This is a genomic window from Rhodococcus sp. AZ1, assembly GCF_054979605.1.
This window is the reverse complement of record NZ_JBUEQF010000008.1, coordinates 1-13,521: the sequence shown is the minus strand read 5'-3', so window position 1 is coordinate 13,521 and position 13,521 is coordinate 1. Positions and strand designations below refer to the sequence as shown.

The 13,521-nt window shown below is 66.9% G+C and carries 16 protein-coding genes and 1 pseudogene; 7 read left to right on the top strand and 10 right to left on the bottom strand.

The window, feature by feature from the left end; genetic code table 11:
• Positions 1-7 precede the first annotated feature (7 nt).
• The gene (locus ACY48E_RS11415; protein ID WP_462872294.1) at positions 8-481 is read left to right on the top strand and encodes an NUDIX hydrolase; all 474 of its coding nucleotides are present in this window, start codon (positions 8-10) and stop codon (positions 479-481) included.
• A gap of 54 nt (positions 482-535) precedes the next feature.
• Here the strand turns inward: ACY48E_RS11415 and nrdF are convergent, their stop codons facing one another.
• The gene (gene nrdF, locus ACY48E_RS11410; RefSeq protein ID WP_462872293.1) at positions 536-1,501 is read right to left on the bottom strand and encodes a class 1b ribonucleoside-diphosphate reductase subunit beta; all 966 of its coding nucleotides are present in this window, start codon (positions 1,499-1,501) and stop codon (positions 536-538) included.
• A 264-nt stretch (positions 1,502-1,765) separates the two neighbouring features.
• Here nrdF and ACY48E_RS11405 point away from each other — a divergent pair, with 264 nt between their 5' ends.
• Entirely contained in the window at positions 1,766-2,692 is a 927-nt protein-coding gene (locus ACY48E_RS11405) for an SPFH domain-containing protein (protein WP_462872292.1), read from the top strand.
• A gap of 2 nt (positions 2,693-2,694) precedes the next feature.
• The gene (locus ACY48E_RS11400; RefSeq protein WP_462872291.1) at positions 2,695-2,928 is read left to right on the top strand and encodes a type II toxin-antitoxin system antitoxin; all 234 of its coding nucleotides are present in this window, start codon (positions 2,695-2,697) and stop codon (positions 2,926-2,928) included.
• On the opposite strand, the gene nrdE is transcribed toward ACY48E_RS11400, so the two are convergent.
• The 5 genes from nrdE to ACY48E_RS11375 all read right to left on the bottom strand — a co-directional run bounded on the left by nrdE (position 2,925) and on the right by ACY48E_RS11375 (position 6,922).
• Positions 2,925-5,090: a class 1b ribonucleoside-diphosphate reductase subunit alpha gene (gene nrdE / locus ACY48E_RS11395; RefSeq protein ID WP_462872290.1), complete on the bottom strand. Its 2,166-nt coding sequence runs from the start codon at positions 5,088-5,090 to the stop codon at positions 2,925-2,927. The two genes, ACY48E_RS11400 and nrdE, sit on opposite strands and share 4 nt — an antisense overlap.
• 82 nt (positions 5,091-5,172) lie before the next feature.
• Positions 5,173-5,619 (bottom strand): class Ib ribonucleoside-diphosphate reductase assembly flavoprotein NrdI, encoded by a 447-nt coding sequence (nrdI, locus tag ACY48E_RS11390; RefSeq protein WP_462872289.1) that lies wholly within the window; start codon positions 5,617-5,619, stop codon positions 5,173-5,175.
• A gap of 20 nt (positions 5,620-5,639) precedes the next feature.
• Positions 5,640-5,876, bottom strand: a complete 237-nt coding sequence (locus ACY48E_RS11385) for a redoxin NrdH (RefSeq protein WP_462872288.1) — start codon at positions 5,874-5,876, stop codon at positions 5,640-5,642.
• Positions 5,877-6,208: 332 nt separating this feature from the next.
• Positions 6,209-6,331, bottom strand: a complete 123-nt coding sequence (gene ykgO / locus ACY48E_RS11380; protein WP_462872287.1) for a type B 50S ribosomal protein L36 — start codon at positions 6,329-6,331, stop codon at positions 6,209-6,211.
• Between the two features lie 39 nt (positions 6,332-6,370).
• Positions 6,371-6,922: an NADPH-dependent FMN reductase gene (locus ACY48E_RS11375; protein ID WP_462872286.1), complete on the bottom strand. Its 552-nt coding sequence runs from the start codon at positions 6,920-6,922 to the stop codon at positions 6,371-6,373.
• Positions 6,923-7,013: 91 nt separating this feature from the next.
• Between ACY48E_RS11375 and ACY48E_RS11370 the strand changes: the two genes are divergently transcribed.
• Positions 7,014-7,676: a TetR/AcrR family transcriptional regulator gene (locus ACY48E_RS11370; protein ID WP_462872285.1), complete on the top strand. Its 663-nt coding sequence runs from the start codon at positions 7,014-7,016 to the stop codon at positions 7,674-7,676.
• A gap of 4 nt (positions 7,677-7,680) precedes the next feature.
• Here ACY48E_RS11370 and ACY48E_RS11365 read toward each other — a convergent pair whose 3' ends face one another.
• Positions 7,681-7,953 carry a MoaD/ThiS family protein gene (locus ACY48E_RS11365; RefSeq protein ID WP_462872284.1) on the bottom strand — a complete coding sequence of 91 codons (273 nt, stop codon included), beginning with the start codon at positions 7,951-7,953 and terminating at the stop codon, positions 7,681-7,683.
• Positions 7,946-9,049 carry a GTP 3',8-cyclase MoaA gene (gene moaA / locus ACY48E_RS11360; RefSeq protein ID WP_462872283.1) on the bottom strand — a complete coding sequence of 368 codons (1,104 nt, stop codon included), beginning with the start codon at positions 9,047-9,049 and terminating at the stop codon, positions 7,946-7,948. The genes ACY48E_RS11365 and moaA overlap by 8 nt, the downstream gene beginning before the upstream one ends.
• A 38-nt stretch (positions 9,050-9,087) precedes the next feature.
• Between moaA and ACY48E_RS11355 the strand changes: the two genes are divergently transcribed.
• The 3 genes from ACY48E_RS11355 to ACY48E_RS11345 are packed head-to-tail and all read left to right on the top strand — an operon-like array spanning position 9,088 to position 11,752.
• The gene (locus ACY48E_RS11355) at positions 9,088-10,293 is read left to right on the top strand and encodes a molybdopterin molybdotransferase MoeA (RefSeq protein ID WP_462872282.1); all 1,206 of its coding nucleotides are present in this window, start codon (positions 9,088-9,090) and stop codon (positions 10,291-10,293) included.
• Positions 10,290-11,342, top strand: a complete 1,053-nt coding sequence (gene moaCB / locus ACY48E_RS11350) for a bifunctional molybdenum cofactor biosynthesis protein MoaC/MoaB (RefSeq protein WP_462872281.1) — start codon at positions 10,290-10,292, stop codon at positions 11,340-11,342. The genes ACY48E_RS11355 and moaCB overlap by 4 nt, the downstream gene beginning before the upstream one ends.
• Positions 11,339-11,752, top strand: coding sequence for a molybdenum cofactor biosynthesis protein MoaE (locus tag ACY48E_RS11345; protein WP_462872280.1), 414 nt, complete (start codon positions 11,339-11,341; stop codon positions 11,750-11,752). Before moaCB ends, ACY48E_RS11345 begins: the two co-directional genes overlap by 4 nt.
• Here ACY48E_RS11345 and ACY48E_RS11340 read toward each other — a convergent pair.
• Together ACY48E_RS11340 and ACY48E_RS11335 are read right to left on the bottom strand one after the other, a co-directional pair.
• Positions 11,749-12,738, bottom strand: a complete 990-nt coding sequence (locus tag ACY48E_RS11340; protein WP_462872279.1) for a CobW family GTP-binding protein — start codon at positions 12,736-12,738, stop codon at positions 11,749-11,751. The genes ACY48E_RS11345 and ACY48E_RS11340 overlap by 4 nt on opposite strands.
• 22 nt (positions 12,739-12,760) lie before the next feature.
• A pseudogene (locus tag ACY48E_RS11335) lies at positions 12,761-13,516 on the bottom strand (N-acetylmuramoyl-L-alanine amidase); the annotation flags it as partial.
• Positions 13,517-13,521 lie beyond the last annotated feature (5 nt).

Below are 13,521 nucleotides of genomic sequence, written 5' to 3'. Positions count from 1 at the left end.
GACGATCATGCCGATCCCGGAGTTCATCTCGACCCTGCGCGCGAAGATCGGCCACGACCCCCTGTGGCTGGCGGGTGTCTCGGCCGTGGTGGTCGACGAGAAGGACAGACTGCTGTTGACCCGACGCGCCGACAACGGATTGTGGGCGGTGGTCTCGGGTGTGCTCGAGCCGGGCGAGGAGCCGGGGCCGGCGGCACTGCGCGAGATCCTCGAGGAGACCGGGGTGGTTGCCGAACTGGTGCGGCTGAGCAGCGTCGATGTCACCGAACCGATCACCTACCCGAACGGTGACCGCACCCAGTACGTCGACATCTGCTTCCTCGCGCGCCACGTCTCGGGTTCGGCTCGGGTGGCCGATGACGAGAACACCGAGGTGGCGTGGTTCTCGCGTCCGGACATACCCACCGACCTCACCGCCACGTCCGCGCTCCGGATCGAGAAGGCTCTCGACCACGGACCGCAGGCGTGGTTCCGGCGTTGACGGGGCTCAGAAATCCCGCCGGGGCCCGGCTCAGAAATCCCGCCGGGGTCCGGCTCAGAAATCCCAGTCGTCGTCCTCGGTGTTGACAGCTTTTCCGATGACGTAGGAGCTGCCCGATCCGGAGAAGAAATCGTGGTTCTCGTCGGCGTTCGGTGAGAGGGCAGAGAGGATCGCCGGGTTGACGTCGGTCTCGTCCTTGGGGAAGAGCCCCTCGTAGCCGAGGTTCATCAGCGCCTTGTTGGCGTTGTAGCGCAGGAACTTCTTGACGTCCTCGGTCAGGCCCACCTCGTCGTAGAGGTCCTGGGTGTACTCGACCTCGTTCTCGTACAGCTCGAACAGCAGCTCGAAGGTGTAGTTCTTGAGTTCTTCCCGCTCGGCGGGACCGACCTGCTCGAGGCCCTTCTGGTACTTGTATCCGATGTAATAGCCGTGGACGGCCTCGTCCCGAATGATCAGACGCACCAGGTCGGCGGTGTTGGTGAGCTTGGCGCGCGAGCTCCAGTACATGGGCAGGTAGAAGCCCGAGTAGAAGAGGAACGACTCGAGCAGCGTCGATGCCACCTTGCGCCGGAGCGGATCGTCACCCTGGTAGTAGTTCATGACGATCTGCGCCTTGCGCTGAACGTTGACGTTCTCCTCGGACCAGCGGAACGCGTCGTCGATGTCGCGCGTGGAGCACAGGGTGGAGAAGATCGAGCTGTAGCTCTTGGCGTGCACGGACTCCATGAACGCGATGTTGGTGAGCACCGCCTCCTCGTGCGGGGTGATCGCATCCGGGATCAGCGAGACAGCGCCGACGGTGCCCTGAATGGTGTCGAGCAGCGTCAACCCCGTGAACACCCGCATGGTGAGTTGCTTCTCGACGTCGGTCAGCGTGGCCCAGGACGGGATGTCGTTGGACACCGGGACCTTCTCGGGGAGCCAGAAGTTCCCGGTGAGCCGCTCCCACACCTCGGCATCCTTCTCGTCCTGAACGCGGTTCCAGTTGATCGCGGTGACGCGGTCGATGAGCTTGACCATGAAAGTTCCTGTCTCGTGATCGCTACGGGGTTTGGTGAAACACGGGGCTGGTGAAACGCGGGGTGCTGACGTGCGGATTCCCGACTTCCGGCGTGCTCTTCAGAACACTACTCGTTGTGTCCGACAATCTGCTTCAACACAACATCATGTGCTTCGGCGTGTCGAGCGCCGCGCCTTCCGGACGCCGGTCGCCAACGCAACCCTTACGTCGACGAGGATAATGTGATATCATTTCGCTATTCACCGGTCGATGAGAGGAACGCCATGAGCAGCACCGAGACCACCACCGCACCCGCCTCGAAGTATCCCGCGCCGAGCGAGGCTCCGATATCGGAACGGCCAGGATGGGACGTACCCGGTGGGCGCGTGCTGGCCGTGCTGCTTCTCGGGCTGGTGGCGTCGATCGGGCTCATCGTCGTCGGAGCCTCCCATCAGAACACTCCCCCCACGGTCGTCGGCGGCCTCGGAGTCGCGGCGGTGGCGATCCTCATGATCGGGATCACGGTGGTTCAGCCGAACGAGGCGCGGGTGCTGCAGTTCTTCGGCAGTTCGTACAGCGGGACACTGCGCACCCCTGGCCTGCGGTGGACCAATCCGCTGACCGTCCGGCGCGCGATCTCCACGCGCATCCGCAACCACGAGACCGCGCAGTCCAAGGTCAACGACGCCGACGGCAACCCGATCGAGATCTCCGCCGTGGTGGTCTGGCAGGTCACCGACACCGCACTGGCGCTGTTCCAGGTGGACGACTACGAGGAATTCGTGGCTGTGCAGGCCGAGACAGCGGTTCGCCACATCGCAGGATCGTTCCCCTACGACGCCGAGGACCGCACATCGCTGCGCGAGAATGCCGACGAGATCACCAGCATGCTCTCCCGAGAGGTGCACGACCGGGTGCGATCAGCCGGTGTCGACATCATCGAAACTCGCATCAACCGGCTGTCCTACGCCCCCGAGATCGCCGGCGCGATGCTGCGACGCCAGCAAGCCGGCGCCGTGGTGGCCGCGCGGGCGCAAATCGTCGAGGGTGCGGTGAGCATGGTGGAGATGGCACTGGCCCAGCTCGAGGACAAGCACGTCGTCGAGCTGGACGAGGAGCGCAAAGCCGCCATGGTGAGCAATCTGCTGGTCGTTCTCTGCGGCGATCGCGACACCCAGCCGGTGGTCAACACCGGCACGCTCTACTCCTGACCATGACCAGCCCCGACGAGACGAGCGAGAGTGCGCAGCCGCCGGGCCGGGAGAGGAAGAAGATCCTGCTCCGCCTGGACCCGGCGGTCCACGACGCAGTGGCCCGCTGGGCCGCGGACGAGTTGCGCAGCACCAACGCCCATATCGAGTTCCTGCTCCGGCGAGCGCTGACCGACCACGGGCGGATGCCCCATGACGCCAAAGCCATCGCCCGCCGAGGCCGGCCCCCGGCCTAGAGCATGCAGGACACGCAGCCCTCGACCTCGGTGCCCTCGAGAGCGAGCTGACGCAGGCGGATGTAGTACAGCGTCTTGATGCCCTTGCGCCAGGCGTAGATCTGCGCCTTGTTGATGTCGCGCGTGGTCGCGGTGTCCTTGAAGAACAGGGTCAGCGACAGACCTTGGTCGACGTGCTGCGTCGCCGCCGCGTACGTGTCGACGATCTTCTCGTAGCCGATCTCGTAGGCGTCCTTGTAGTACTCGAGGTTGTCGTTGGTGAGGTAGGGCGCCGGGTAGTAGACGCGCCCGATCTTGCCCTCCTTGCGAATCTCGATCTTCGAGGCCACGGGGTGAATCGAGGACGTGGAGTAGTTGATGTACGAGATCGACCCTGTGGGCGGAACGGCCTGCAGGTTCTGGTTGTAGATCCCGTGCTGCTGGATCGACGCCTTCAACGCGCGCCAGTCGTCCTGCGTCGGGATGTCGATACCGGCCTCGGCGAACAACTCACGCACCCGATCGGTCTCGGGCTCCCACACCTGCTCGGTGTACTTGTCGAAGAACTCACCGGACGCATACTTCGATCGCGGGAAGCCCTCGAAGTATGTGCCGCGCTCGATCGAGAGCTGGTTCGAGGCTCGCAGTGCGTGGAAGAGCACGGTGTAGAAGTAGATGTTGGTGAAGTCGATGCCCTCGGTGGACCCGTAGTGGATGCGCTCCCGTGCCAGGTAGCCGTGCAGGTTCATCTGCCCCAGCCCGATGGCGTGGGACTGATTGTTGCCCAGCTCGATCGAGGGAACGCTGGTGATGTGCGTCTGGTCCGACACCGCCGTCAATCCGCGGATGGCCACCTCGATGGACTTGGCGAAATCATCCGAGTCCATGGTCTTGGCAATGTTGAGCGAGCCGAGATTGCACGAGATGTCCTTGCCTATGTGGCTGTAGGACAGATCGTCGTTGAACGTCGACGGGGTGGAGACCTGCAGGATCTCCGAGCACAGGTTCGAGTGCGTGATCTTGCCCTCGATGGGATTGGCCCGGTTCACCGTGTCCTCGAACATGATGTACGGGTATCCCGACTCGAACTGCAGCTCGGCGAGGGTCTGGAAGAACTCGCGCGCTTTGATCTTGGTCTTGCGAATTCGCTTGTCGTCGACCATCTCGTAGTACTTCTCGGTGACGTTGATGTCGGCGAACGGCACCCCGTGGACGCGCTCGACGTCGTACGGCGAGAAGAGATACATGTCCTCGTTCTTCTTCGCGAGCTCGAACGTGATGTCCGGAATCACGATGCCGAGCGAGAGCGTCTTGATCCGGATCTTCTCGTCGGCGTTCTCGCGCTTGGTGTCGAGGAACCGGTACACGTCCGGGTGATGGGCGTGCAGGTACACCGCACCCGCGCCCTGGCGCGCGCCGAGTTGGTTGGCGTACGAGAAGGAATCCTCGAGCAACTTCATGATCGGGATGACGCCCGAGCTCTGGTTCTCGATCCGCTTGATCGGCGCACCACTCTCGCGAATGTTGCTCAGCAACAGGGCCACACCACCGCCGCGCTTGGACAACTGCAGAGCGGAGTTGATGGAGCGACCGATGGACTCCATGTTGTCCTCGATGCGCAGCAGGAAGCACGACACCGGCTCACCGCGCTGCTTCTTGCCCGAATTGAGGAACGTCGGCGTCGCCGGCTGGAAGCGACCCGCGATGATCTCGTCGACGAGATCCGTGGCCAGAGCCTCGTCCCCGGCGGCGAGCGTGAGGGCCACCATGCACACACGATCCTCGAAGCGCTCGAGGTAGCGCTTGCCGTCGAACGTCTTGAGCGTGTAGGAGGTGTAGTACTTGAACGCGCCCAGGAAGGTGGGGAACCGGAACTTCTTGGAGTACGCGTGCTCGAACAGGGACTTGACGAACGAGCGCGAGTACTGGTCGAGAACCTCGGACTCGTAGTAGTTCTCCTCCACCAGGTAGTCGAGCTTCTCGTCCAGATTGTGGAAGAAGACCGTGTTCTGATTGACGTGCTGCAGGAAGTACGCGCGCGCGGCCTCTCGATCCTTCTCGAACTGGATCTTCCCGTCCGGGCCGTAGAGGTTGAGCATGGCGTTGAGCGCGTGGTAGTCGAGCTCGGCGTTGTCGTGCACACCGGTGCGATCGGGTGCGGTGTCGGTGATGGTCGGTGCCATGATGCTGAACTCCCAGCGGTGTCAGGGACGTGAAGGGTGGTGTGCGGGACGGCTCCTGCACGGGGACAACTGTGTGCGGACGTTAGCGCCCGGCCCCGACAGACCCGGTGAACTGGTGCTGCCAGAACTCGACGAGGCCCTCGCGTACGCGCGTGACGTCCTCGGGGGTGCCCATGAGCTCGAATCGGTAGAGATAGGGAACCGAACACTTCGCGGAGACGACGTCGCCGGCGTAGCAGTAGGAATCCCCGAAGTTGGTGTTGCCGGCGGCGATGACCGCGCGGATCAACGAGCGGTTGTGCTCGTCGTTGAGGAACGCGACCACCTGTTTGGGCACATATCGTGTGTCGCGCCCGGTCGCTGTGGTGCCACCGCCGTAGGTCGGGACGATCAGTACGTACGGAGCGTCGACCCGAAATCCCCCCGCCGGCGTGTGCACCGGGATCCGCGTGGCAGGCAGGTCCAACTTCGAGACGAATCGGTGTGTGTTCTCCGAGACGCTCGAGAAGTAGACCAGTGACGCGGACATCGGGCCGTGGGGTCTCGGGGTCAGGCCGCGGCGGTGGCGAGGGACTTGATGCGATCCGGGCGGAAGCCCGACCAGTGCGCATCGCCGGCGACGACGACGGGGGCCTGCAGGTAACCCAGGGCCATCACGTAGTCACGCGCCTCGGCGTCCTGCGAGATGTCGACGATCTCGTACTCGATGCCCTCCTTGTCGAGCGCCCGGTAGGTGGCGTTGCACTGCACGCAGGCGGGCTTGGTGTAGACGGTGACTGCGCTCATGAGAACCCTCGTTCCGGTGCGTTATCGGGAGTGGATGTGTGCCTGGATCTGAGTCTTGATTCGGGTCGTGATCTGGGGCGGCGGGGCTGACCGTGCGAGTGCCGCTCGACTGGTTCAGACACTACACCTAGTGCCCGACAGAGCAAGGGAACACCACAAATTGTAATGACATTCATGAAATTCCCTGGTCGTGAGCTTCCGGCGACACGCCGTCGGCGAGTCGCGGGGCGGCCACACCACACACAAGAAACCGCCGCCCTGCGACCGGGTACGAAAACGGGTCGCGGGACGGCGGTGACGGGCTCCCGACGGGGCGAGCGAGCGGACGACGGTCAGCCCTGGCGGGCCTTGAACCGAGGGTCCTTCTTGTTGATGACGAAGACGACCCCGCGGCGGCGGACCACCTGGGCGCCCGGCTTGTTCTTCATGGACTTGAGCGACTTCCTGACCTTCATGCGATCGAACTCTACATGAATATCATTGTCGATAAGAGGTCAGGCTGCCGGGGCCTCGACGAGACCGGAGACCACAGCGCCGAGCTGCTGCACCACGTCGGAGTTCTCACGCGGGTGCTTGTCACCGAACTTGTCGGCCGTCGACCCGATCGCCAGATGAGCATCTCCCACTCCGGCACCACCTGCCACGCCCGCGGACTTGACGGTGTCCTCCTGAGCCCACTTGGCGGCGTTCCCACTCGGCGAGGCACTGACGACGGCGAAGGGCTTGGACTTGATCGCACCCGCACCGAAAGGTCGCGACAGCCAGTCGATGGCGTTCTTCAACACGGCCGGCGTGGAGCCGTTGTACTCGGGTGTGACCAGAAGAACCGAGTCCGAACCCTCCACCGCGGCGCGCAGCCGGTCGACGGAATCGATGGTGCCGGGAACGTCGATGTCCTCGTTGTAGAACGGGACCTCGGCAAGCCCGTCGAAGATCACGACCTCGGCGCCCTCGGGGGCCGCGTCTGCGGCCGCTTCGGCGATGGCGCGGGTGACGGAGTCGGCGCGCAGGCTGCCGACCAGGGCGAGAACTCGGTGCGACGTCATGGGATCGACCTTTCGGGAGTGGTACGAACTTGTCCACCCGACTCAACCGGACCGAGGTCCGGTTCTATTCCCTGCGCGGTACCCTCGTCCGATGCGCGGGATAATCGGAGCACCGCTGCTCGGCTCATCGACCCGGTCGGATTCGGTCGCCGAGCCGTCGGCCGGTGGCCGGGACTCCGACGGCGAGCGGTGCGACGCTGCCCGCAACCGCGAACTTCTTCTCCGCGCCGCCATGGCGCTGGTGGCCGAGAACGGCGTCGACCACCTGACGATGGACGCCGTCGCCGCGCGCGCCGGTGTGGGCAAGGGAACGCTCTTCCGCCGTTTCGGTAGCCGGGCGGGACTGATGCTCGCCCTGCTGGACCACTCCGAGACCGAACTGCAGGAGAAGTTCCTCTTCGGCTCACCCCCGCTGGGTCCCGGAGCCGATCCGATCACGAGGCTGATCGCCTTCGGCAATGCGCGACTGGACCTCGTCGACGTCGAGGGCGACGTACTGCGCGCTGCCGAACAGGTCGGCGACGCACGATTCGGCGCCCCCGCACGCAGGGTCCATCTGATGCACATCGCGGCACTGCTGCGAGCCGCACGCGCCGAGCACACCGACACCGAACTGCTCGCGCAGTCGCTCCTGGCCTCGCTCGAGGCGTCGCTGGTGCTGCACCAGATTCGAACCCTCGGGATCGAACCGGACCGTGTGCGGCGCAACTGGGCCGACCTGGTGACCCGGGTGTGCAGCGCGCCGGCCGAGTGATCGATCAGCCGCCCGCGAACGGCGGCAACACATCCACCCGCCCGCCGACACGTCTCGACCGATCCCGGGTGAGGTCGTCACCGACGAGGAAGGCCGAGACCTCGAGGATGCGCGCGAGCTCGGGCCCATGGGCGGCGATCAGCCGGTGTGTCAGGGCGGCCAGGTCTGCCGTTGCCGGTACCCGCACCTGCTCGGTTGCGCGCCCGGCAGCGTCTGCCGCCGCCGCGAAGTAGCGCACCTCGACGGTGAACCCCGGCTCGGCAGTGCCCTCACCCACCGATTGCACCCATGGTTCGCGTCGGCGGTGAGAACCAGTCCGCGTCGATGCCGTGTCCGGCGGGCTTGGCCCACATCGCCGCTCGCCACAGACCCGCGATCTCCTCGTCGTCGGCGCCGCCGCGCAGCGCCCGCCGCACGTCGGTCTCCTCGTCACTGAACAGGCACGAGCGAACCGTGCCCTCCGCGGTCAACCGGGTGCGATCGCACTCCTGGCAGAACGAGCGGGTGACCGAGGCGATGATGCCGACACTGCCCCGAACCTCGACATCGCCCCGGCTGGAGACCGTCCACGCCTCGGCCGGGGCCGAGGGGTCGTCACGGCCCACGGGTGTCAGATCGAAGGCCGACGACAACCGCCCCACCAGATCGGCAGCGGTGACCATCGATCCGCGATCCCACGTGTGGTCGGCATCGAGGGGCATCTGCTCGATGAAACGCAACGCGACACCGCGCTCGAGGCACCACTCGAGCAGCGCCACGGCGCCGCCCAGCGTTTCGGGCATGAGGACGGCGTTGACCTTCACCGGCGTCAAACGGGCCCGGACGGCCGCGTCGATTCCGGCGAGCACCGCGGGCAGTCGATCGCGTCGTGTCAATCGGGCGAAGTGGTCCCTGTCGACGGTGTCGAGCGAGATGTTCACCCGGTCCAGCCCCGCCTCGACGAGAGCATCGGCACGGGACTCGAGCCCGATGCCGTTGGTCGTCATCGCGAAGGCGACGGTCGGGGCGGCGTCGGCGCACCGCGCCACGATGTCGACGATGTCGGGACGAACAAGCGGTTCACCACCGGTGAAGCGGACCTCGCGGATGCCGAGGCGACTCGCGGCGATGGAGACCAGGCGCGCGATCTCGGCCGCCGTCAGCGCCGCGCCGGCAGGCAGAGCGGGCAAACCCTGCTCGGGCATGCAGTACGTGCACCGCAGCGAGCATTTCTCGGTGACGGAGATCCGCAGATCCCGAGCCACCCGACCGAACCGATCGACCAGAGCATCGGTGTCCGGCCGCCCCGCCGGGTAACCGCCCCGTACCGACGCGTCGGCGGCCGTGCCAGGCGCGAGGCGAACCCCGGGTATACCCACATCGACCGCTGTCATGGGACCAGTATGCCCACACCCCTCGCTAGAGTTGTCCCATGACCGAGACGCTCGCGCGGGCCGTGCGCTCCGTCGACACCCACCGCGCTGTCGTCGCCGAGGTCGCCGCAGCGGCGTTCGCAGCACGCACCGAGTCGGTCCCGATCCCCCGCGCCCATGGTCGTGTGTCGGCCGACGCGGTGATCGCACCGATCGACCTGCCGAGCTTTCGCAATTCACAGATGGATGGCTACGCCGTCGACGCCGCGGACCTGGCGCGGGTGCCGACGACCCTGGCGATATCGGGCACCACCGCGGCCGGCGATGCCGCCGGCCCCGCACTGCGCCGGGGGACCGCGCGTCGCATCATGACCGGCGCGCCTGTCCCGGATGGGGCGACCGCGGTGGTCCCGGTGGAGGACACCCGCGCCGGGGACGACGACACCGTGACGATTCTTCTCCCCCGCACCGCCGGTGACTTCGTCCGCGAGGCCGGCAGCGACATACGCGCGGGAGAGCAGTTGCTCGCCGCCGGAACGGTATTGGCGCCACGACATCTCGGCGCTCTCGCTGCTGCGGGTGTCTCCGAGGTCACCGTGCGCGCACGTCCTCGGGTGGCCGTCATCGCCACCGGCGCAGAACTCGTGGAGATCGGCGCCCCGCTGGGTCCGGGTCGAATCCACGATTCCAACGGCCTGACGCTCGAGACGTCGCTGATCGAGGACGGCGCCGACGTGGTGCTGCGGGGCCGCAGCACCGATGACGTCGAACAATTCGTGGACCTGCTGCACCGCGCGGCGGACGTGGCCGATCTCGTGATCACCTCCGGCGGGGTCTCCATGGGCGACTTCGAGGTGGTGCGCGACGCACTGCTGCCGCGCGGCGGCGACTTCGGCCATGTCGCCATGCAGCCCGGCGGACCGCAGGGTCTGAGCATGGTGGGCGACACGCCGGTGCTGAACTTCCCGGGCAATCCCGTCAGCACGCTCGTCTCGTACGTGGTGTTCGCCCGCAATCCGGTACGCGAAGCAGCCGGTCTGCCCCCGATCGGGACCTACACCGCGGCACTGGACACCCCGCTGACCTCGCGGTCCGGACGGCGTCGATTCCTGCGTGGGGTTCGCACCGCCACGGGCGTGCGCCCCTTCCCCGGCGCCGGGTCGCACCTGGTGGCCACGATGGCGGGAGCAGACGTGCTGATCGACGTCGATGTCGAGGTCGACGATCTCGACGCCGGCGCGCTCGTGCGAGTGTGGACCCTGTGAGCGAACCCCGTCCGAGCGGCACCGGACCGAGCAGTACCAACCGACTGACCCATCTCGATCGGGACGGCCGGGCGCGGATGGTGGATGTGGGGAGCAAGGACACCACCGAGCGTGTCGCGGTCGCTGCCGGTGAGTTGCGCACCACGCCCGAGGTGATCGCCCTCGTGCGCGCGGACGGACTGCCGAAGGCGGATGTACTCGCCACGGCCCGCATCGCGGGCATCTCCGCAGCAAAACGCACATCCGAGCTGATCCCGCTGTGCCACCCGATCCCGCTGAGCGCGGTGTCGATCTCCTTCGGGTTCACCGACTCCGCGATCACCATCGAGGCGACCGCACGCACGGTCGGACGCACCGGTGTCGAGATGGAGGCACTGACAGCGGTGTCGGTGTCGGCGCTGACACTGCACGACATGGTCAAGGCAGTCGACCCCGGTGCGAGTGCGGACCGAATCAGACTTCTGCGCAAGACCGGCGGTTCACGGGGGACGTGGGAGCGAGACCGGACCGGGGTCGAATCCGACGCGGGCGAGCCGGCCCCGGTCCCCCCACGCACGGCCGTGGTGGTCGTCGCCTCCACCGCCGGCGCCGCGGGCACCCGGGTGGACACCACCGGGCCGACCATCGCGACATGGCTGCGCGATCGCGACTTCATCGTTCGGGGGCCGATTGTCGTGGCCGACGCCGACATCGCGAGCGCACTCGTCGAGGCGCTACGCGGTGGTCCCGCCGTCGTGCTCACCACGGGCGGCACCGGGGTCTCCCCCACCGACCGCACCCCCGAGGCCACCCGCGCGCTGATCGACCGGGAACTGCCGGGCATCGGCGAGCAGATTCGGCGGGTGGGACTCGAGTCGACCCTCTTCGCCTCGATCGGGCGCGGCGTGGTGGGCGTCGCCGGATACACCCTCGTGGTCAACCTGCCGGGTTCCACCGGTGGCGTGGCGGACGGTCTGACGGTCCTCGACCCGCTGATCGAGCATCTGATCGCGCAGATCGCCGGGGGCGGATCCCATGACGGTCCGGATACACCGAGCGTGGCCGAATGAGCGAGGTCTGGGTTTCGATCACCGACGCCCCGCTCGATCCCGCCGCGGTGCAGGCCGCGGTGATGGCACCGGAGTGCGGGGCGGTGGTGCTGATGACCGGGATCGTGCGCAACCACGACCTCGGGCGCGCAGTGAGCGCGCTCGAATATCAGGCACACCCGCGCGCCGCGGAGTTCCTGCGCCGGTGCTGCGACGACGTTGCCCGGGCGAGCGGACTGCCCGTCGCCGCGGCACACCGGGTGGGGCATCTCGAGGTGGGAGACCTGGCATTGGTGGCGGCGGTCGCGGCCGCCCATCGGGCCGAGGCGTTCGAGGTGTGCGCAGCTCTGGTGGACCGCATCAAGGCGGAGGTCCCCATCTGGAAACGCCAACGCTTTCCCGAGGGCACATCCGAGTGGGTGGGTCTCTAGAGCGAGGGCACCAGATAGCGCTGCACGGGTAGCAGATCGCTGTCGCGGACCTCGGCCGACGCGACGGCGGCTCGCAGAGCCCGCTCGATCGCCGGTCCGTCGATCCCCGGGCCGATACTCACCCAGGACGTTCCACGCCCGGGTGCCGCGGTGATCCGAACGTGACGACCGACAGTGTGGATCTGGAACCGCGCGGTCCCGAAGTCGACGAAGCCTTTCGACCGATACACCCCGTGCAGGGGGTTCTCCAGTACGTCCACGAAGCGGCGGGGGTCCATCGTCTCGACGGTCTCGAAGCACACCACGTCGAAACTGTGATGGAGATGGGTCGTCGACTCCTCCCGCAACAGGTCGTCGAGCGAGAGTTGTCGAGGCCGGTCGGTGCGCCGCTCGGGAACCTCGAACAGTCCGCGCGCGTCCACCGCGCCGCCGCGAACGGCCACCACCGGCACCGCCCCGACCAGGCGGCGGAGTGTCGATTCGAGTGCTGCGCGGGCGTCGGGGGTCACCAGATCGACCTTGTTGAGCACCACCAGATCGGCGACAAGCAGCTGGCGCTCGAGCTCGGGGTGCTCGTGTCGGGTGTGTGGCCAGTTCACCGCGTCCACCACCGAGATCATGCCGCCGTAGTGTCGTGCGGACGTCTGCGTGGCCAGTATCGATCGGATGAGCGTGCGCGGTTCCGCCAGCCCCGAGGCTTCGATGACGACCGCGTCCAGGCGCGATCCTGGACCGGTCAGGGTGTCGAGAACGGCGTCGAGTTCGGATGAGTCGACGGCGCAACAGATGCATCCGTTGCCCAGCGCAACCGTGGCGTCGACCTGGCCGGCCACGAGCATCGAGTCGATGTTCACCGAGCCGAAGTCGTTGACCACCACTCCGATCCGCGCGCCGTGATCGTCGCGGAGCAGATGGTTGAGCAGGGTGGTCTTGCCCGATCCGAGGAACCCGGCGACCACCAGGACCGGAATCGACCTGCGCGCCACGGCATCGACACTACCGAGCGGTGAGGAACGCCACGAGGCCGGCAGTGATCGCGTCGGCGTGGCGGTTCTGCCCGTCCGCGCTCTCGAGTACAGCCGCGTCGTCCGGATTGGCGCCGTTGCCCATTTCGATGAACACGTCCGGAACAGTCGTCAGGGCGGGCCCTGCGACATCCGATCGCGTCTGCATCCCGTCCCGGACACCCGCGTAGTTGGCTCCGACGAAGCCGGCGGCAAGGTAGGCGTCGCGGACCGCGGTCGAGGCCGCCAATCCGGGGCCGGATTGCACGCGGTCGACGGTGGCGTCGGGGATCGGCAGAGTCGGGACGATGACGTGGAAGCCGCTGAGCCGGTCGTCCTCACCCAGCGACGTGGAATCGGCATGGATGCTGATGGCGACGTCCGCACCGGAGTTGGATGCGGCACGGGCGCGGTCGTCGACGCACCCACCCCATCCGCTGTCGTCGACTCGACTGAGCACCACGCGTGCGCCGCGGGCCTCGAGTCGCTGACGGACGAGATCGGCGACATCCCAGTTGATGGTGTGCTCAGGAGTTCCGCCCAAACTCGTCATCCCGGTGGTCTGGCAGTTCTTGGTGCCGCCCCGTCCGTCGGGCACCTGCTTGGAGAGATCCTGCGAGTGGTTCGGCCCCTGATGCCCCGGGTCGAGGAAGACGGTCCTGCCCGCGAGCAGTGTGGGGTCGATCGTGGGTGGCCCGGGTTCCGCCAGTGCGGGGCTACCGATCGACACGGCCACCGCGAGGGCGACCAGCACGGCGATGCGTC